Origin of the sequence: Enterobacter sp. PL1 (assembly GCF_945957325.1) — a bacterium.
In the GTDB taxonomy this organism is placed as follows: Bacteria; Pseudomonadota; Gammaproteobacteria; order Enterobacterales; family Enterobacteriaceae; genus Enterobacter; species Enterobacter roggenkampii.
In genome coordinates, this window is sequence record NZ_CAMFKT010000010.1 from 19,308 (window position 1) to 36,624 (window position 17,317).

The following is a 17,317-nucleotide window of genomic DNA, read 5'->3' on the forward strand; positions in this document are numbered from 1 at the left end:
TGGCGGCTGCGCCTTACCCGGCCTACTTTTGCCCGTAGGCCCGGTAAGCGTTAGCGTCACCGGGCGTTACAGACTTACTTACGGCGCCAGGTCGTTCCCTGCGGGCCGTCTTCCAGAATGATGCCCATCTCGGTCAGACGGTTACGCGCCGCATCGGCCGCCGCCCAGTCTTTCGCCTGACGCGCTTCCAGACGCGCTTTGATCAACGCTTCAATTTCCGCCACTTCACCGTCGTCCGCCTGCGCACCGCTCTGCAGGAACGCGTCCGGCTCCTGCTCCAGCAGGCCGAGCACGGCAGAGAGCTTACGCAGATGTGACGCCAGCGCATTCGCGGCCGCCATATCCTCGGACTTCAGGCGGTTCACTTCGCGCGCCATGTCGAACAGCACGGAGTAGGCTTCCGGGGTATTGAAGTCGTCGTTCATCACCTCAACGAAGCGCGCTTCGAAGGCTTCGCCGCCTGCCGCCGGAACAGACTTGTCGGTTCCGCGCAGCGCGGTGTACAGACGCTCCAGCGCCGAACGCGCCTGCTTCAGGTTCTCTTCGCTGTAGTTCAGCTGGCTGCGATAGTGGCCGGACATCAGGAAGTAGCGCACGGTTTCCGCGTCGTAATACTTCAGCACATCGCGCACGGTAAAGAAGTTACCCAGCGATTTCGACATCTTCTCGCGGTCAACCATTACCATCCCGGAGTGCATCCAGTAGTTCACGTACTCGCCGCCGTGGGCGCAGGTGGACTGCGCGATTTCGTTTTCGTGGTGCGGGAACATCAGGTCTGAACCGCCGCCGTGAATGTCGAAGTGCTTGCCCAGCTGTTTGCAGTTCATCGCAGAACATTCAATGTGCCAGCCCGGACGGCCGTCGCCCCACGGGGATGGCCAGCTTGGTTCACCCTCTTTAGACATCTTCCACAGCACGAAGTCCATCGGGTTGCGCTTCACATCAACCACGTCAACGCGGGCACCGGCCTGGAGCTGATCCAGATCCTGACGGGAAAGCGCACCGTAGGTTGGGTCCGTCGGCACGGAGAACATCACGTCGCCGTTGTCGGCAACGTACGCATGTCCGCGGGCGATCAGCTTCTCGGTGATGTCGATGATTTCGTGAATATGGTGGGTCGCGCGCGGCTCGCTGTCCGGACGCAGAATATTCAGGGCGTCGAAGTCTTTGTGCATCTCAGCGATCATGCGATCCACCAGCGCGACAAAGCTTTCGCCGTTTTCATTCGCGCGCTTGATGATCTTATCGTCGATGTCGGTGATGTTGCGCACGTATTTCAGCTTGTACCCGAGAAAACGCAGGTAGCGTGACACCACGTCGAAGGCGACAAAGGTACGGCCATGGCCAATGTGACAGAGATCGTAAACCGTAATACCACACACGTACATGCCGACTTCCCCGGCATGGATAGGTTTAAATTCCTCTTTTTGGCGCGTCATTGTATTAAAGATTTTTAACATCGAAGATTCCATGTAAACACGTGTGTGGTTGAAAACCGGCTATTCTACCCGTAATTCAAACCCGAAGCAGCACACAATGCAAGGTGATCGCATCCTGTGGTTATGCTATAACAAGCCCCTATAGATGACCCGAAGGCGGGTCGACGTACCACAATAACGGAACAGGATGCAAAAATGGTTACTTTCCACACTAATCATGGCGATATCGTAATCAAAACCTTTGATGACAAAGCGCCTGAAACAGTTAAAAACTTCCTGGACTACTGCCGCGAAGGTTTCTACAACAACACCATTTTCCACCGCGTGATCAACGGTTTCATGATCCAGGGCGGCGGTTTCGAACCTGGCATGAACCAGAAAGCCACTAAAGAGCCGATCAAGAACGAAGCGAACAACGGCCTGAAAAACACCCGCGGCACGCTGGCGATGGCACGTACTCAGGCGCCTCACTCTGCTACTGCACAGTTCTTCATTAACGTGGCGGACAACGACTTCCTGAACTTCTCCGGCGAAAGCCTGCAGGGTTGGGGCTACTGCGTATTCGCAGAAGTGGTTGAAGGTATGGACGTGGTTGACAAGATCAAAGCCGTCTCTACTGGCCGCAGCGGTATGCACCAGGACGTTCCAAAAGAAGACGTTGTGATTACCAGCGTGACCGTCAGCGAGTAATTGGTGGCGACACTCTTTATTGCAGATCTTCATCTGCAAACAGAAGAACCGGCGATAACCGCCGGTTTTCTGCGTTTTTTACGCGGTGAAGCGAAAAGCGCCGATGCGCTGTACATCCTGGGCGACCTCTTTGAAGCCTGGATTGGCGACGACGATCCTAACCCGCTGCACCGTGAAATGGCCGCCGCCATTCACGCGCTGGTGGATTCGGGCGTCCCCTGCTACTTCATTCACGGCAACCGTGATTTCCTGATCGGCAAGCGCTACGCCCGTGAAAGCGGCATGACGCTGCTGCCGGAAGAACAGGTGCTCGACCTCTACGGCCGCAAGGTGCTGATCATGCACGGCGACACGCTCTGCACCGACGATACCGGCTACCTGGCGTTTCGCGCCAAAGTCCACACCCCGTGGATCCAGAAGGTGTTCCTTGCCCTGCCGCTCTTTATCCGCAACCGCATCGCCGCCAGAATGCGCGCAGGCAGTAAAGCCGCCAACAGCAGCAAATCCATGACCATCATGGACGTCAATCCGCAGGCGGTCGTGCGGGTGATGGAAAAGCATGACGTTCAGTGGCTGATCCACGGTCATACCCATCGTCCTGACGTGCATTCCCTCATCGCCAACGGCCAGCCCGCACACCGCGTGGTATTGGGTGCCTGGCACACCGAAGGTTCTATGGTCAAAGTCACGCCTGAGGGCGTGGAGCTGATCGCGTTTCCGTTTTAACCCCCTCCACATCATTCTATTTTTTTGAACAATATCGGCAAATTGTTTCGATTTTAATCCGCCCGTGGTCGGCCTATTATTTATCACATCAGGGCAACACGCCCTATCCCAGACAAAACACTTAAGGAATACGACCATGAAATCCATCAAAACTTTCGTTGCAGTTGCGGCTCTCTCCCTGGTTTCTTTCGGTTCTTTCGCGCAGAGCGTGAGCGCAACCGCCTCTACCCTTGACCGCGCAGAAGCGAAAATCGCTGCACAGGCTGCTGAACAGGGCGCGTCTTATAAAATCACCAGCGCGAAGGTCGACAATCGCGTGTATATGACCGCTGAACTGACGAAATAATGATTGCCCCTCGACGAAAACAGACCGCCAGAATGCGGTCTGTTTTGTTATGAATTGATGGCAACAACGGCTCAAGATTTAACCGCGCAACCGTTTTCCTTGCCCGTATAACATGCTATTCTCTGTGCCCTCGAAAGCAGTGTGTTTCGCACCACAGGAGTTTTAAGACGCATGTCTTCCCGCAATAATCCGGCGCGTGTCGCCATCGTGATGGGGTCCAAAAGCGACTGGGCTACCATGCAGTTCGCCGCCGAAATCTTTGACATCCTGAATGTTCCGCACCACGTTGAAGTGGTCTCTGCACACCGTACGCCGGACAAACTGTTCAGCTTCGCCGAAAGCGCCGAAGAGAACGGTTATGAGGTGATCATTGCCGGTGCGGGCGGCGCAGCACATCTGCCGGGCATGATTGCCGCCAAAACCCTGGTGCCGGTTCTGGGCGTACCGGTTCAGAGCGCCGCGTTAAGCGGTGTGGACAGCCTCTACTCCATCGTTCAGATGCCGCGCGGTATTCCTGTCGGCACGCTGGCGATTGGCAAAGCGGGTGCCGCAAACGCCGCCCTGCTGGCCGCGCAGATCCTGGCGACGCACGATAAAGACTTACATGAGCGTCTGGCGGCGTGGCGTAAAGCCCAGACCGACGAAGTGCTGGACAACCCGGACCCGCGGGGTGCGGCATGAAGCAGGTTTGCGTTCTCGGTAACGGCCAGTTAGGCCGCATGCTGCGTCAGGCCGGTGAGCCGCTGGGTATTACCGTCTGGCCCGTCGGGCTGGACGCCGAGCCAGAAGCCGTCCCATTCCACCAGAGCGTGATCACCGCCGAGATTGAACGCTGGCCGGAGACCGCTCTGACCCGCGAGCTGGCGCGTCATAACGCCTTCGTTAACCGCGACGTGTTCCCGATCGTTGCCGACCGCCTGACGCAAAAGCAGCTGTTCGACAAGCTCGGCCTCGCGACCGCGCCGTGGCAGCTCCTGTCCGATAAAAGCGAGTGGAACGACGTCTTCGCCATGCTGGGCGAGCTGGCGATCGTGAAGCGCCGCGTGGGTGGCTACGACGGCCGCGGCCAGTGGCGCCTGCGCGCAGGCGACACCGCCGAGCTGCCGAATGACTGCTACGGCGAGTGCATCGTTGAGCAGGGCATTAACTTCAGCGGTGAAGTCTCGCTGGTTGGCGCGCGCGGGCATGACGGCCGCACGGTGTTTTATCCGCTGACGCATAACCTGCATCAGGACGGCATTCTGCGCACCAGCGTCGCCTTCCCGCACGCCAATGCCGACCAGCAGGCGCAGGCGGAAGAGATGCTCTCTGCCATCATGCACGAACTCGGTTATGTCGGCGTCATGGCGATGGAGTGCTTTATCACCCCGTCCGGTCTGCTGATCAACGAGCTGGCACCGCGCGTGCACAACAGCGGCCACTGGACGCAAAACGGCGCCTCCATCAGCCAGTTTGAGCTGCACCTGCGCGCCATTACCGACCTGCCGCTGCCGCAGCCGGTGGTGAACAGCCCGTCGGTGATGATCAACCTGATCGGCACCGATCTGAACTACGACTGGCTGAAGCTGCCGCTGGTGCATTTGCACTGGTATGACAAAGAGGTCCGCGAGGGTCGTAAAGTCGGCCATCTGAACCTGAACGACAGCGACACGGGCCGTCTGAGCGCCACGCTGGAAGCCATGATCCCGCTCCTGCCGCCGGAATACGCGAGCGGTATTGTCTGGGCACAATCTAAGCTTAAATAGTTCTCCCTCCGCCGGGGAGTTGACCTCCTCTTTCCCCGGCGTACAATTCCCGCTCATTGCTGCTTAGCTTTCTTCTGGAATAACCATGAACGATGGAACGGACTATCGCGCGATCCTCGCGTCCGATACCCCTTTAATCGACGTTCGCGCGCCGATCGAATTTGCCCAGGGCGCGATGCCAGCGGCAGTCAACCTGCCTTTAATGAACGATGACGAGCGCGCCGCCGTCGGCACCTGTTATAAACGTCAGGGACCGGACGCCGCGCTGGCGCTCGGCCATCGCCTGGTGAGCGGCGACACGCGTGAGGCCCGCATCAACGCCTGGCGCGTAGCCAGCCTTGCCCATCCTGAGGGCTTTCTCTGCTGCGCGCGCGGCGGCCAGCGCTCGCATATCTCGCAGGCCTGGCTGAAAGAGGCGGGTATCGACTACCCGCTGATCCGCGGTGGCTATAAGGCCCTGCGCCAGACAGCAATTCAGGTGACCATTGAGCAGTCGCAAAAGCCGATGGTGCTTATCGGCGGCTGTACCGGGAACGGTAAAACCCTGCTGGTGAAGCAGCACGCGCAGGGTATCGATCTGGAAGGGCTCGCGCACCATCGCGGCTCGTCATTTGGCCGCACGCTCACGCCGCAGCTTTCTCAGGCCAGCTTTGAAAATCACCTTGCGGTTGAGCTATTGAAAAAAGACGCCGCGCGCTGGGTGCTGGAAGATGAGGGCCGAATGATTGGCTCCAACCACCTGCCGGCCTGCCTGCGCGACCGCATGGTTGAAGCCCCTATCGTGGTGGTCGAGGATCCGTTTGACATTCGTCTTGAACGCCTGCGCGAAGAGTATTTCGACCATATGTGGGCGGATTTTTCTGCCGCCTACGGCGAGGAAGCGGGCTGGAAAGAATACAGCGAGTACCTGCATCACGGCCTGTTCGCCATACGCCGCCGTCTTGGGCTGCAGCGCTTTGCGGAATTTACCGCGCTGTTAGACTCCGCGCTGCTGGAACAGCAACGCTCTGGCCGCACTGACGCGCACTTCAGCTGGCTTGTACCGCTCCTGAACGACTATTACGACCCGATGTACGGCTATCAGCTGGAGAAAAAGGCGGAAAAGATTGTGTATCGCGGGACGTACGAAGAAATTGCTGAGTGGCTTGATCGCTGAAAAATAAAGCCGGGTGGCGGCTACGCCTTACCCGGCCTACGCGTACTGTTGTAGCCCCGGTAAGCGCAGCGCCACCGGGGAACAGACGGCTTAGAAGTCGTAACGCAGACGCACCAGGTTCATGTCGCCCAGGTTGTCGGTGCTGGAGGTGAACACGTGTTCGTAATCCACGCGGAAACCGTAATCCAGCTGGAAGCTGATACCCACGCCGTTGTCGATGCGCTGGTAGTTACGGCCGTTCACGTACTCAATGCGATCACCCATGAAGTAAGGCTGGATGGATTTCACCGCGTACTGACCGACTGGGAACTTGTACCCTGCGAAGTACTCAATACCCCACGCGTCGCCCGCAAAGTAGTCGTTAACAGACACTTTTTTGGTGGTCAGGAAGTTCTGGTACCAGCCGCCGCCTGCGGAGAAGGTCCAGTTGTCCGGGGTCCAGCTCAGCGCGGTACCGAGGATATTCTGGTCGTAGGTTTTGCTGTCGCCGTTGTCCGGGTTACGCATGTCGGCGCGGGTGTAGTTCCACGCGGCGCCCCAGGTCAGGTCGGTAGTCAGGTGGTAATCCAGACCCAGCGAGCCGCCGCCTTTACGCTTGTAGCGCAGGCCGTTGCCCGGCAGGAATTCGCTGTCTTCAAACAGGTAGGATGCGTAAATGTCAGCATCGCCCACGGTTTTCTTATATTTCAGCATCTGGCGTGAACGGTAAGAACCGTCGTAGTCGCCATTGATCCCGTTACCCGGTGCCTGAGCGATCATGTCGTAGTCCCAGATATCGGTTTTCGCGCCAACCACATCATAGTAAACGCTGTTCTGTTGACCGAAGGTCAGCGTACCCCAGGTGTCGCTCTTCAGACCGGTATAGAGCATACGACGCGTGGTGTCGTGTGCGCCTTCGGCGTAGTGGTGATCCCAGTTAAACTGCGCAGGAATATTCACACCCAGCTCGTAGTAGCTGATCCAGCTGATGTCATCAAACAGGTAGTAATCTGCCGCGAAACGGAAGCGGGTGCCGCCGTCAAAGCCGTTACGCTTGTAACTGTTTTTCCCGTCGTCGCCGGTCATGTTCTGGAACTGAGGACGAATACTGCCGCCAACGGTGAAGTTCAGGCGGCTCAGCGGGTTACCCGCCTGAGGATCCTGCTTAAGAACGGTGATTTCCGCCTGAGAAGCGAAGGTCGTTAATGCCACTGCCGCGCCAATCGTTGCCGCCAGCGCTGATTTTTTTATAGTCATTATTTTTCCTTAATAGACACGCTGCTAAATATTTAGCGGGTGAATATTAACTGGAAATAATCGGGCTGTGTGGACGGGTTTTTAATGTTTTGTGCTACTAAATGAGTGGGTATTATCACTTTGTGCTATTTAAATACTACGCACCGGCATAAAAATCCGGTGCGTAATTATCACTCTACTAAATCAACTCGCAAACTGACGGAACAGGGCTTTGCCCTTTAGCAGCCGCGTGCCGAGCCAGCCTCCGCAGAGGGAAAGCAGCACAGCGCCGCACAGAGGCAGAGTCAACCAAAGACGCCAGTCAGGCTCCCACGGGAAGTCGAAGACCTTTGTCTGCAGCACCGCCAGCGCCGTCTCTGCGCCAATGGCGGCCACCAGACCGGCCACCAGCCCCAGCAGCGCAAACTCGCTCCAGAGCGTCATTCGCAGCAGCCGCTTACCGGCCCCCAGCGTGCGGTAAACCACCAGTTCCTGATGGCGCTGGCGCATGCCCACCTGCACCTGGGCCAACAGCAACAGCACGCCGCAGATCGTCACCAGCACCACCATGACCTCCAGCGCGCGGCTCACCTGCTCCAGCACCTGCCCCACCTGTTTGAGGATCGCGCCGATATCCAGCAGGCTGACCGTCGGAAACTCCCGGTTGAGCTGGGTCAGCATGCCGTTGCCGTTTTCCCAGCGGAAGCTGGTCAGCCAGCTCTGCGGCTGCCCGTCCAGCGCCCCCGGCGGGAAGATAAAGAAGAAGTTGGGCCGCAGGCTTTCCCAGTCCACTTTACGCAGGCTGGTAACTTTCGCGGTGAAATCCTGGGTATCGCCGGTGAAGGTCACGCTGTCTCCCAGCTTCACGTTCAGGCGCGTCGCCAGCCCCTCCTCCATCGACACCTCCCCCGCTTTTGGCGGCCAGGTGCCGGCGGTTATCGGGTTGTGATCAGGGCGTTTATCCTGCCATGTCAGATTCAGCTCGCGGTTAAGCGACTCGTCCTTATTCCCCTCCGTTGGCTGGCCGTTGATCTGCGTCAGACGCGCGCGAACGATGGGATAGAACGATTCGGGGATGATGTTATGCTCCGACAGGAAGCCCTTCAGCGGCGTAACCTGCTCAGGGGCGATATTGATCAGGAAATAGTTCGGGCTTTCCGGCGGAAGCTGCTGCTGCCAGCGGTCGAGCAGATCGCCGCGCAGCACCAGCAGCAGCGCCAGCAGCATAAACGACAGCGAGAACGCCGACAGCTGGCTGAGCGTAGACCAGGGCTGGTGCAGCAGACGGTTGACCGCCAGGCGCACGGGCAGGGATTTTACCGTCACCCTTTTCAGGAGGTTGAGCAGTATCCAGCCCAGCACGCCGCACAGCAGCGCCAGCACAACCGCCCCGGCCAGCACCGCCCACAGCAGCGTGCTGCCGCCCATCAGCCACGCCAGCAGCCCCACCGCCACCGCAATAATCACCGGAAGGTAGAACTTCAGCGGCCAGACGTTCGCCACCACATCGTTGCGAAGCACGCGCAGCGGCTGCGTGGCGAGCAGCAGGCGGTAGGGCCGGAGCCCCACCAGCACCGAGATCACCGTCATCGCGCCCATCGCCCACAGCCACGGCCAGAGGCTGGCCGGCGGCAAGGCGGCCGGAAGCACCGGCTTCAGCATCACCATCAGCAGCTTTTCAAACAGCATCCCGATTATTCCGCCGGTCAGCGCCGACAGGACCAGCAGCATCAGCCACTGGCCGACGATCAGCTTGCGCAGCTGCGCCCGGCCCGCCCCGAGGGTTTTGAGGATCGCCACCAGGTCGTAGCGGCTGCGGCAGTAGTGCCCCATCGCCACGGCCACCGCCGCCACCGCCAGCAGCAGGGTCAACAGGGCCGACAGCAGCAGGAACTGCTGAGAGCGCTCCAGAGATTTACCGAGCGCCCCCTCGTCCTGCTCCAGCCCGTACCAGCGGTGTTCCGGTTTGAGCTGCGGCAGAAGCCATTTTTCATACGCGTCAAGCTGGGCGGGCGTGCCGCCAAATTTATAGCGCCAGGTAACGCGGCTGCCCGGCTGTACCGCATGGGTGGCCGCGACATCCGCGGTGTTCATCAGCAGGCGCGGCGCAAGCTGGAACGGGTTAAAACCGCCGTCGGGCTCCTGCACCACTTCCCCGGCGATTTTCAGCGTGGCGTCGCCGACGTCGATACTGTCGCCGGGTTTGAGGTTCAGCAGCGCCATCAGACGCGATGCCAGCAGCACCGTACCGGGCGTCGGCTTTAACCCCGGCGGACTGGTCTGTAAGTCACCGTACATCGGGTAGATATCATCGACGGCCTTGACGCTCGCCAGCTGCGGCATGTCGCCCGCGAAGGTCATGGTCTGGAAGGTGAGCTGCTCTCCCACCTTCAGCCCTTCTTTGCGCGCTGCTTCAATCCAGCCCGGCGGCACGGGGCGGGAGCTTTCCAGCGCCCTGTCCCCCGCCATAAACTCCCGGCTCTGCTGGCTGAGCCCTTTTTCCATGCGGTCGCTGACGCTGCCGAGCGCCAGCACGCAGGCCACCGCCAGGCTGAGCGCCAGCCAGACAATCAGCAGCGAGGGCGACCGCCACTCGCGCCAGAACCAGCGGGTAATCATGCTTCCTCCTGCAGAACACCGTTCACCAGCCGCAGGCGACGGTCGCAGCGCGCCGCGAGCTGCGGATCGTGGGTGACGAGGATCAACGTGGTGCCGTGCTCGCGGTTGAGCGAAAACAGCAGGTCGGCAATCCTGTCGCCGGTTTTACGGTCAAGGTTGCCGGTAGGCTCATCGGCAAACAGCACCTCAGGGCGGCCGTTAAACGCGCGGGCCAGCGCCACGCGCTGCTGCTCACCGCCGGAAAGCTGGGCGGGAAGATGGTCGAGACGTTTCCCCAGACCGAGCTGTTCCAGCAGCGCCTTCGCATGCGCGCGGCTTTCACGGCTGTTTTCACCGCGCAACAGCGCCGGAAGCTCGACGTTTTCCAGGGCGTTCAGGGTTGGGATCAGCATAAAGGACTGAAAGACAAAACCAACGTGACGCGCGCGCAGCGCGGCCCGCGCCTCTTCATCAAGCTGATGCAGCGGCTGCCCGACAAGGTGGACCTCGCCGCTGCTGCCGTCGTCCAGACCGGCTAAAATCGCCAGCAGCGTGGACTTGCCGGAACCGGATTCGCCAATCAGCGCGATGGTTTCAGCGCGTTTGACAACGAGTTCAACTCCAGTAAGGATGGAAAGCTCGTGTTCCCCCTGACCGACGGACTTCTTAAGATGATGAACTTCAACACTGTTTTCCGCTGGCATTTGCCCTTCCTGTTTTTGATTCTGATGACCTTCCGCGCGGCGGCAGCGGACACGTTACTGGTTCTCGGCGACAGCCTGAGCGCAGGCTATCGCATGGCGGCTGGCGCGGCCTGGCCCGCTCTGCTCAATGACAAATGGCAGAGCAAAACGCCTGTAATCAACGCCAGCATCAGCGGCGATACCTCACAGCAAGGTTTATCGCGCCTGCCTGCGCTGCTCAAACAGCATCAGCCGCGCTGGGTGCTGGTTGAGCTCGGCGGTAATGATGGCCTGCGCGGTTTCCAGCCACAGCAAACGGAGGATACGCTGCGCACCATTTTGCAGGAGATCAAGGCGGCAAACGCCCAGCCGCTGCTGATGCAAATTCGCCTGCCCGCCAACTACGGTCGTCGGTATAATGAGGCCTTTAGCGCGATCTACCCCAAGCTTGCCAAAGAGTTTGATATTCCGCTGCTGCCATTTTTCATGGAAGAGGTCTATCTCAAACCCCAGTGGATGCAAGACGACGGGATCCACCCCAATCGCGATGCGCAGCCGTTTATTGCCGACTGGATGGCAACGCGGCTGGCTCCTTTAGTTAAACATGACTCCTGATTAAGCGGAGATCCTGACAGGTAAAGTTATGCAAAAATCGGTCTTAATTACAGGATGTTCCAGTGGAATCGGTCTGGAAAGCGCGCTCGAATTGAAGCGCCAGGGGTTTCGGGTTCTGGCGGCCTGTCGCAAACCTGACGATGTCGAACGCATGAACGGGCTGGGCTTTACCGGCGTGCTGCTGGATATGGACTCGCCGGAGAGCGTTGACCGCGCCGCCGATGAGGTGATCGCCCTGACCGGTAATCGTCTTTACGGCCTGTTTAATAATGCCGGTTACGGCGTGTATGGCCCGCTGGATACCCTCTCCCGCGAAACGCTGGAGAAGCAGTTTTCGACCAACTTTTTCGGCGTACATCAGCTCACCATGCGTCTGCTCCCCGCGATGCTGCCGCACGGTGAAGGGCGCATCGTGATGACGTCGTCGGTGATGGGGCTGATTTCCACCCCGGGCCGCGGCGCCTACGCCGCCAGTAAATATGCGCTGGAGGCCTGGTCCGACGCCCTGCGCATGGAGCTACGCCACAGCGGCATTAAGGTCAGCCTGATTGAACCTGGCCCGATCCGCACCCGCTTTACCGAAAACGTTAACCAGACGCAGGCGGATAAACCGGTTGAGAACCCCGGCATCGCCGCACGTTTTACCCTCGGGCCCGAGGCGGTGGTGGCCAAAGTGCGCCATGCTTTTGAGAGTGAACATCCCAAAATGCGCTATCCGGTGACGCTGGTCACCCACGCCGTCGGCTGGTTAAAACGCCTGCTGCCGGGCCGGATAATGGACAAAATTTTACACGGTTGAGTTGAAGCGCTGACGCGCATCCCCATGTAAAGAACAAACCGACAAAAGAGAAAGCCGCATGTCCGTACAGAATATCGTCAATATCACAGAAGCTAACCTGCAACAGACTCTTGAACAGTCGATGACCAAACCGGTCCTGTTCTACTTCTGGTCTGAACGTAGCCAACACTGTCTGCAGCTGACGCCGGTGCTGGAAAGCCTTGCCGCCCAGTACAACGGTCAGTTCATTCTCGCGAAGCTGGACTGTGACGCCGAGCCGATGGTCGCGTCTCAGTTTGGTCTGCGCGCCATTCCTACCGTCTATCTGTTCCAGAACGGCCAGCCTGTTGATGGCTTCCAGGGGCCGCAGCCGGAAGAGGCTATCCGCGCCCTGCTGGATAAGGTGCTGCCGCGCGAAGAAGAGCTGAAAGCGCAGGAAGGCATGGCGCTGATGCAGGAAGGCAAATACGACGAGGCGCTGCCGCTGCTGAAAGAGGCGTGGCAGCTGTCAAAACAGAACAGCCAGATTGGCCTGCTGCTGGCGGAGACGCAGATCGCCCTGCACCGCTCAGAAGACGCGGAGGCCGTACTCAAGACGGTTCCGCTGCAGGATCAGGACACCCGCTATCAGGGGCTGGTTGCACAGATTGAGCTGCTGAAGCAGGCGGCGGATACCCCGGAAATTCAGCAGCTGCAGCAGCAGGTTGCCGACAATCCGGCGGATGCCGCGCTGGCAAGCCAGCTGGCGCTGCAGCTGCATCAGGTGGGGCGTAACGAAGAGGCGCTTGAGCTGCTCTTCAGCCATCTGCAAAAAGATTTAGCCGCCGCAGACGGTCAGGCGCGCAAGATGTTCCAGGAGATCCTGGCCGCGCTGGGCACCGGCGACGCGCTGGCGTCGAAGTATCGTCGTCAGCTTTACGCGCTGTTGTATTGATGCACTTTGCCCGGTGACGGCTTCGCCTTACCGGGCCTACAAAGACGATGTTACCCCGTCTTTTTCAACTGCGTCACCACCAGCTGGTGGCGCGCGTTGTAGAACTTCCGATAGGTCAGGTAGCAGGCAATGATGGTGGACAGGCTTGCCGTGGAAAGCAGCATAAACGTCACCATGATCTGATACTTAATCGCTTTTACCGGATCGATACCGGCAAAAATCAGCCCCGACATCATGCCCGGCAGGCTCACCAGCCCCACCGTTTTGGCGGAATCTACCGTAGGGATCAGCGATGAGCGAATGCTCTCGCGAATCAGCCGCGCCGAGGCCACTTTTGGCGTTGCCCCCAGGCTTAGTTTCTCCTGCAGCTGCTGCTGTTCGCTGCTGAAACGCTGGCCGAGGTTGTTATAACAGAGCCCAACGGCCACCATCGCGTTCCCCGCAATCATCCCCGAGATAGGGATGACCTGCATCGGCGTAAACTCAATCGAGCCGGAGAGCACCAGCACCGCCAGCGTGAGCGCCGTTCCGGTGGTAATCGCAATAAACGATGAAACAAACGCCTTATCAATGTATTTACTGCGCTTTTGCGCATTCCACGCCGCGTTAAAGCAGATAAACAGCACCATCAGCAGCGTCAGCACCGCGTGGTTAACGTTGAAGATATACTTCAGCACATAGCCGACGATGATGAGCTGAATCACCGCGCGGCAGATACTCCACACGATATCTTTTTCCAGCCCCAGCTTTTCCCGGTAGCTGACCACAATCGCAATCAGCACCAGCACCATCGAAAAGGCCAGCGATTCGTTCGTAATGTTATGCTCACCCACGGTTTGCCTCCTGCATTTTCCCGCCGTGCGGCTGGAGCGTAATTACGTCATCCGCATGGGTTATTTCGTTAGCGTCGTGCGTCACCCACAGCACGGCAATGTTCTGCTCCCGGGCGTAACGATGAATAATCTCGTTAACGTTGCGCTTGTTGACGTCATCGAGCGCGCTGGTGATTTCGTCCAGCAACAACACCTTCGGTAAAAACTGCAGGTTGCGGATCAGCGAGACCCGCTGCTTTTCTCCGCCCGACAGCGCGTTGATGGATTTGCTCAGCGTCTCCTGCGCCAGGCCAAAGCGGGCCAGATCCTGGATAAACTTTTCCGGCTCCGGCGTTTTATTGCGGATTTGCCACGGAAAAATCAGGTTGTCATAGACCGTATCGCCAAAAAGCACGGGCGTTTGCACGCAGTACGAGACCTGCTGGCGATAGCTTTCCGGGGAAAGCGAGGCGATATCCTCGCCTTCAAACAGAATGGCTCCCTCCGTCGGGCTGAGGAGTGACGCCACAATCTTCAGCAGCGTGCTTTTCCCACAGCCTGAGGGACCCGTGATTAACTTAAACTCGCCCGGCGACAGGCTAAACCCGACGTGCTGCAGGATCGTGTTTTCCCCGACTCGAAATCCGACATCCCTGAGCAGTAATACGTTTTTTTTATCGTTCATTGCGCTTCCGTTGACCGCTTTTTGTCATAACCGTCTGTAGCATAATCCTTTCGCCCGCGCAGCGCGAATAGCCTCACGCTGAAGCAAGTGTTAAGCTTTTTGTTTGCAAATTGTCACCACCATCACTACAGGAAGTATGCAGCATGGCACATATTTTTTATGAGTTTCCCTCCCTGAAGCCTGGTGTTCCTGATGTCGAAACATTAATGGACGTCATCAAATCGTCGGAACGCACGCGTTTTGTGATGGGTGAAGAGGTGGTGGACTTTGTTAAGAAGGCGCTCATCGTGAACACCACGATCGGCAGCTTCAAAAATTGCTATTTCGCCTTCGACAACGGAACACACTTCCTTGAATTTGACGGTGAAGGCAAATCAAAACGCTTCAATGAGGTGCCGGACTGGTTCGTCTCTCCGGAGGAATTTTCGCGCACCCAGTGGCTTATCAACCACAATCTTGCGGATGTGAAAGCCACCCAGTTCATTGACGTCCTGATGTCCTACCCGCTGAAAGCGCGCCGCGCGCACTGCAATTTGTTATTCGGGCTGGAGCTGGAAAAAGTCAACGCGGTTCCGGCCACGGCGTCAGCGGCAGGTAAAATCGGCAATAAAAACGGTAAAACCACCAAGCCCCGCGTCACCGCTCTGGGATCGTTCGAGCTGTTCAGCCAGTTCTTTGCGCGCATGAAAACCGCCGTGCAGGCCGATGAGTTCCCTACTCTGCAGATCCTGACGGGCATGGATAACCTGGCAAAAGCGCCACATAATTTAAAGCAGGGCATCAGAACCTGGTTTAAAGCCATCGCGGGCGACCTTCCACCGAATAACAAACGCGTTGAAGCGGGGAATGCCGTTCTGTTCTGCGCCCCCCTTCGCGAACAGATCCAGCGTATCGAAGCGCGGGGGCTGGAGCATTACTACCAGGGATTATCCAAAGCCATTGCCGAAGCGGGTGATGGCTTCATCTCTGACTTTACCTATACTTACGAGCAATAAATACACACTTTCACTCATCACGGCATGCAAAACAGGAGGTTTTTATGCTTATCGTTGTTCCCGTCCTTATTTTCGTTGCGCTGGTTATCGTGGGCGCTGGCGTCAAAATTGTCCCTCAGGGTTATCAGTGGACCGTCGAGCGTTTCGGCCGATACACCAATACGCTCCAGCCAGGCTTAAGCCTGATTGTCCCGTTCATGGACAGAATTGGACGCAAGATCAACATGATGGAGCAGGTTCTGGATATTCCGTCCCAGGAAGTGATCTCCAAGGATAACGCCAACGTCACCATCGACGCCGTGTGCTTTATTCAGGTGATTGATGCGCCAAAAGCGGCCTATGAGGTCAGCAACCTGGAGCTGGCGATCGTCAACCTGACGATGACCAACATCCGTACCGTACTCGGCTCGATGGAGCTGGACGAGATGCTTTCCCAGCGCGACAGCATTAACACCCGCCTGCTGCACATTGTCGATGAGGCCACCAACCCGTGGGGGATCAAAGTTACCCGCATCGAGATCCGCGACGTGCGCCCGCCGGCGGAGCTGATTGCCTCCATGAACGCCCAGATGAAAGCCGAGCGAACCAAGCGCGCCTACATTCTGGAAGCCGAAGGGGTGCGCCAGGCGGAGATCCTCAAAGCGGAAGGGGAAAAACAGTCGCAGATCCTGAAAGCGGAAGGCGACCGTCAGTCCGCGTTCTTACAGGCGGAAGCGCGTGAACGTTCCGCCGAAGCGGAAGCCCGCGCGACCCAGATGGTGTCCGAGGCAATTGCCGCCGGTGATATTCAGGCCGTGAACTACTTCGTTGCGCAAAAATATACCGACGCGCTGAAAGAGATCGGCTCGGCGAACAACAGCAAAGTGGTGATGATGCCGCTGGATGCCAGCAGCCTGATGGGCTCTATCGCGGGGATCGCCGAACTGATCAAGGACAGCGGAAACGAGCGTAAAAAATGATTGAGCTCATCGTTGCACATCCTCATGCCTTCTGGCTAAGTCTCGGTGGCTTATTGCTGGCAGCGGAGATGCTGGGCGGCAACGGCTACCTGCTCTGGAGCGGTGTTGCCGCCGTCATTACCGGTCTTCTGGTCTGGATCCTTCCCCTGGACTGGGCGTGGCAGGGGGCGCTGTTTGCCGCGCTGACGCTGGTGGCCGCCTGGCTGTGGTGGCGCTGGCTTAACCGGCGGGTTAACGAGCAGAAACCGGTGGACGCCCACCTTAACCAGCGCGGACAGCAGATTGTCGGCAAGCGTTTTACCCTCGACACCGCGCTGGTGAACGGACGCGGGCACATGCGCGTAGGCGACAGCTCGTGGCCGGTGGTGGCCGACGATGACCTCAGCGCCGGCACGCGGGTTGAAGTCATTGCGGTGGAAGGTATTACCCTGCGGGTAAAAGCCTGTTAAGCGTGGGTTTTGCGGTGGCAGCAGCCGGCAAGATTATCAATAATCGGGCAGTCGGCGCTGTCATCCCCCGGACAGGAGTCCGCGAGCTGCAGCAGCTGTTCGCGCATCGCCTGCAGTTCGACGATGTGGCGTTCAATTTCGGCTACCTTTTCCAGGGTGCGTTTTTTCACGTCGGCGCTGTGACGCTTAGGATCGTTGAACAGGTTAACCAGCTCGCCGCACTCTTCCAGATTAAACCCGACCTGTCTTGCCTGGCGCAGCAGCGTCAGCTCATCCAGATGCAGCTGCGTGTAGCTGCGGTAGCCGTTTTCACTGCGCAGCGGCGGCGTCACCAGCCCCTTCTCTTCATAAAAGCGGATCGCTTTGCTGGTTAAGCCGGTTTTTTTTGCCACGTCACTGATATTCACATTTCCCCCTTGACCTTCCCCTTGATGGAAGGTTTAACCTTCATAACAGTTAGCGAAAAGCGTTACTCCGGTCAACAACTGACCA

At 58.3% G+C, this 17,317-nt stretch carries 19 protein-coding genes; 12 read left to right on the forward strand and 7 right to left on the reverse strand.

What is annotated here, in order from left to right; genetic code table 11:
* Nucleotides 1–74: 74 nt before the first annotated feature.
* A complete protein-coding gene (gene cysS / locus N6P30_RS11020; protein ID WP_023293119.1) occupies nucleotides 75–1,460 on the reverse strand; it encodes a cysteine--tRNA ligase in 1,386 nt (461 codons plus the stop codon).
* A gap of 174 nt (nucleotides 1,461–1,634) precedes the next feature.
* Here cysS and ppiB point away from each other — a divergent pair, with 174 nt between their 5' ends.
* The 6 genes from ppiB to mnmH all read left to right on the forward strand — a co-directional run bounded on the left by ppiB (nucleotide 1,635) and on the right by mnmH (nucleotide 6,102).
* Nucleotides 1,635–2,129, forward strand: a complete 495-nt coding sequence (gene ppiB, locus N6P30_RS11025) for a peptidylprolyl isomerase B (RefSeq protein ID WP_008499327.1) — start codon at nucleotides 1,635–1,637, stop codon at nucleotides 2,127–2,129.
* Between the two features lie 3 nt (nucleotides 2,130–2,132).
* Nucleotides 2,133–2,855, forward strand: a complete 723-nt coding sequence (gene lpxH / locus N6P30_RS11030) for a UDP-2,3-diacylglucosamine diphosphatase (RefSeq protein WP_023293120.1) — start codon at nucleotides 2,133–2,135, stop codon at nucleotides 2,853–2,855.
* A 136-nt stretch (nucleotides 2,856–2,991) separates the two neighbouring features.
* Entirely contained in the window at nucleotides 2,992–3,201 is a 210-nt protein-coding gene (locus tag N6P30_RS11035) for a YdgH/BhsA/McbA-like domain containing protein (protein WP_008499325.1), read from the forward strand.
* Between the two features lie 171 nt (nucleotides 3,202–3,372).
* A complete protein-coding gene (gene purE, locus N6P30_RS11040; RefSeq protein WP_021241611.1) occupies nucleotides 3,373–3,882 on the forward strand; it encodes a 5-(carboxyamino)imidazole ribonucleotide mutase in 510 nt (169 codons plus the stop codon).
* Nucleotides 3,879–4,946 carry a 5-(carboxyamino)imidazole ribonucleotide synthase gene (gene purK / locus N6P30_RS11045; protein ID WP_023293121.1) on the forward strand — a complete coding sequence of 356 codons (1,068 nt, stop codon included), beginning with the start codon at nucleotides 3,879–3,881 and terminating at the stop codon, nucleotides 4,944–4,946. The genes purE and purK overlap by 4 nt, the downstream gene beginning before the upstream one ends.
* 85 nt (nucleotides 4,947–5,031) lie before the next feature.
* A complete protein-coding gene (gene mnmH / locus N6P30_RS11050; protein WP_023293122.1) occupies nucleotides 5,032–6,102 on the forward strand; it encodes a tRNA 2-selenouridine(34) synthase MnmH in 1,071 nt (356 codons plus the stop codon).
* 90 nt (nucleotides 6,103–6,192) lie between these two features.
* On the opposite strand, the gene N6P30_RS11055 is transcribed toward mnmH, so the two are convergent.
* From N6P30_RS11055 to ybbA, 3 genes are all read right to left on the reverse strand, one after another.
* Nucleotides 6,193–7,338 carry a porin gene (locus N6P30_RS11055; protein ID WP_023293123.1) on the reverse strand — a complete coding sequence of 382 codons (1,146 nt, stop codon included), beginning with the start codon at nucleotides 7,336–7,338 and terminating at the stop codon, nucleotides 6,193–6,195.
* Nucleotides 7,339–7,521: 183 nt separating this feature from the next.
* On the reverse strand, nucleotides 7,522–9,936 hold the full coding sequence (gene ybbP, locus N6P30_RS11060) for a putative ABC transporter permease subunit YbbP (protein ID WP_023293124.1): 2,415 nt from the start codon (nucleotides 9,934–9,936) through the stop codon (nucleotides 7,522–7,524).
* Nucleotides 9,933–10,619 (reverse strand): putative ABC transporter ATP-binding protein YbbA, encoded by a 687-nt coding sequence (ybbA, locus tag N6P30_RS11065; protein ID WP_008499319.1) that lies wholly within the window; start codon nucleotides 10,617–10,619, stop codon nucleotides 9,933–9,935. The genes ybbP and ybbA overlap by 4 nt, the downstream gene beginning before the upstream one ends.
* On the opposite strand from ybbA, the gene tesA reads away from it, so the two are divergent.
* Genes tesA through N6P30_RS11080 form a run of 3 tightly spaced genes read left to right on the forward strand, consistent with a single transcriptional unit; the run spans nucleotide 10,587 to nucleotide 12,925 of the window.
* Nucleotides 10,587–11,213, forward strand: coding sequence for a multifunctional acyl-CoA thioesterase I/protease I/lysophospholipase L1 (gene tesA / locus N6P30_RS11070; protein WP_122008371.1), 627 nt, complete (start codon nucleotides 10,587–10,589; stop codon nucleotides 11,211–11,213). The genes ybbA and tesA overlap by 33 nt on opposite strands.
* A 28-nt stretch (nucleotides 11,214–11,241) precedes the next feature.
* The gene (locus N6P30_RS11075; protein ID WP_008499317.1) at nucleotides 11,242–12,012 is read left to right on the forward strand and encodes an SDR family oxidoreductase; all 771 of its coding nucleotides are present in this window, start codon (nucleotides 11,242–11,244) and stop codon (nucleotides 12,010–12,012) included.
* Between the two features lie 58 nt (nucleotides 12,013–12,070).
* Nucleotides 12,071–12,925, forward strand: a complete 855-nt coding sequence (locus N6P30_RS11080; RefSeq protein WP_023293125.1) for a co-chaperone YbbN — start codon at nucleotides 12,071–12,073, stop codon at nucleotides 12,923–12,925.
* A gap of 50 nt (nucleotides 12,926–12,975) precedes the next feature.
* On the opposite strand, the gene fetB is transcribed toward N6P30_RS11080, so the two are convergent.
* Both fetB and fetA read right to left on the reverse strand, forming a co-directional pair.
* Nucleotides 12,976–13,758: an iron efflux ABC transporter permease subunit FetB gene (gene fetB / locus N6P30_RS11085; RefSeq protein ID WP_023293126.1), complete on the reverse strand. Its 783-nt coding sequence runs from the start codon at nucleotides 13,756–13,758 to the stop codon at nucleotides 12,976–12,978.
* A complete protein-coding gene (gene fetA / locus N6P30_RS11090) occupies nucleotides 13,751–14,422 on the reverse strand; it encodes an iron efflux ABC transporter ATP-binding subunit FetA (RefSeq protein WP_023293127.1) in 672 nt (223 codons plus the stop codon). The genes fetB and fetA overlap by 8 nt, the downstream gene beginning before the upstream one ends.
* Before the next feature lie 143 nt (nucleotides 14,423–14,565).
* Between fetA and N6P30_RS11095 the strand changes: the two genes are divergently transcribed.
* The 3 genes from N6P30_RS11095 to N6P30_RS11105 are packed head-to-tail and all read left to right on the forward strand — an operon-like array spanning nucleotide 14,566 to nucleotide 16,825.
* Nucleotides 14,566–15,417: a hypothetical protein gene (locus tag N6P30_RS11095; protein WP_023293128.1), complete on the forward strand. Its 852-nt coding sequence runs from the start codon at nucleotides 14,566–14,568 to the stop codon at nucleotides 15,415–15,417.
* A 44-nt stretch (nucleotides 15,418–15,461) separates the two neighbouring features.
* Entirely contained in the window at nucleotides 15,462–16,376 is a 915-nt protein-coding gene (locus tag N6P30_RS11100) for an SPFH domain-containing protein (protein WP_008499312.1), read from the forward strand.
* A complete protein-coding gene (locus N6P30_RS11105) occupies nucleotides 16,373–16,825 on the forward strand; it encodes an NfeD family protein (protein WP_008499311.1) in 453 nt (150 codons plus the stop codon). The genes N6P30_RS11100 and N6P30_RS11105 overlap by 4 nt, the downstream gene beginning before the upstream one ends.
* On the opposite strand, the gene cueR is transcribed toward N6P30_RS11105, so the two are convergent.
* On the reverse strand, nucleotides 16,822–17,232 hold the full coding sequence (gene cueR, locus N6P30_RS11110; RefSeq protein WP_021241620.1) for a Cu(I)-responsive transcriptional regulator: 411 nt from the start codon (nucleotides 17,230–17,232) through the stop codon (nucleotides 16,822–16,824). The genes N6P30_RS11105 and cueR overlap by 4 nt on opposite strands.
* Nucleotides 17,233–17,317 lie beyond the last annotated feature (85 nt).

Excerpts from the sequence above, each read along its gene's own strand:
- cysS (WP_023293119.1), bottom strand. The coding sequence starts at position 1,460 with ATGTTAAAAATCTTTAATACAATGACGCGCCAAAAAGAGGAATTTAAA.
- ppiB (WP_008499327.1), top strand. The coding sequence starts at position 1,635 with ATGGTTACTTTCCACACTAATCATGGCGATATCGTAATCAAAACCTTT.
- N6P30_RS11035 (WP_008499325.1), top strand. The coding sequence starts at position 2,992 with ATGAAATCCATCAAAACTTTCGTTGCAGTTGCGGCTCTCTCCCTGGTT.
- purE (WP_021241611.1), top strand. The coding sequence starts at position 3,373 with ATGTCTTCCCGCAATAATCCGGCGCGTGTCGCCATCGTGATGGGGTCC.
- purK (WP_023293121.1), top strand. The coding sequence starts at position 3,879 with ATGAAGCAGGTTTGCGTTCTCGGTAACGGCCAGTTAGGCCGCATGCTG.
- mnmH (WP_023293122.1), top strand. The coding sequence starts at position 5,032 with ATGAACGATGGAACGGACTATCGCGCGATCCTCGCGTCCGATACCCCT.
- N6P30_RS11055 (WP_023293123.1), bottom strand. The coding sequence starts at position 7,338 with ATGACTATAAAAAAATCAGCGCTGGCGGCAACGATTGGCGCGGCAGTG.
- ybbP (WP_023293124.1), bottom strand. The coding sequence starts at position 9,936 with ATGATTACCCGCTGGTTCTGGCGCGAGTGGCGGTCGCCCTCGCTGCTG.
- tesA (WP_122008371.1), top strand. The coding sequence starts at position 10,587 with ATGATGAACTTCAACACTGTTTTCCGCTGGCATTTGCCCTTCCTGTTT.
- ybbA (WP_008499319.1), bottom strand. The coding sequence starts at position 10,619 with ATGCCAGCGGAAAACAGTGTTGAAGTTCATCATCTTAAGAAGTCCGTC.
- N6P30_RS11075 (WP_008499317.1), top strand. The coding sequence starts at position 11,242 with ATGCAAAAATCGGTCTTAATTACAGGATGTTCCAGTGGAATCGGTCTG.
- N6P30_RS11080 (WP_023293125.1), top strand. The coding sequence starts at position 12,071 with ATGTCCGTACAGAATATCGTCAATATCACAGAAGCTAACCTGCAACAG.
- fetA (WP_023293127.1), bottom strand. The coding sequence starts at position 14,422 with ATGAACGATAAAAAAAACGTATTACTGCTCAGGGATGTCGGATTTCGA.
- N6P30_RS11095 (WP_023293128.1), top strand. The coding sequence starts at position 14,566 with ATGGCACATATTTTTTATGAGTTTCCCTCCCTGAAGCCTGGTGTTCCT.
- N6P30_RS11100 (WP_008499312.1), top strand. The coding sequence starts at position 15,462 with ATGCTTATCGTTGTTCCCGTCCTTATTTTCGTTGCGCTGGTTATCGTG.
- N6P30_RS11105 (WP_008499311.1), top strand. The coding sequence starts at position 16,373 with ATGATTGAGCTCATCGTTGCACATCCTCATGCCTTCTGGCTAAGTCTC.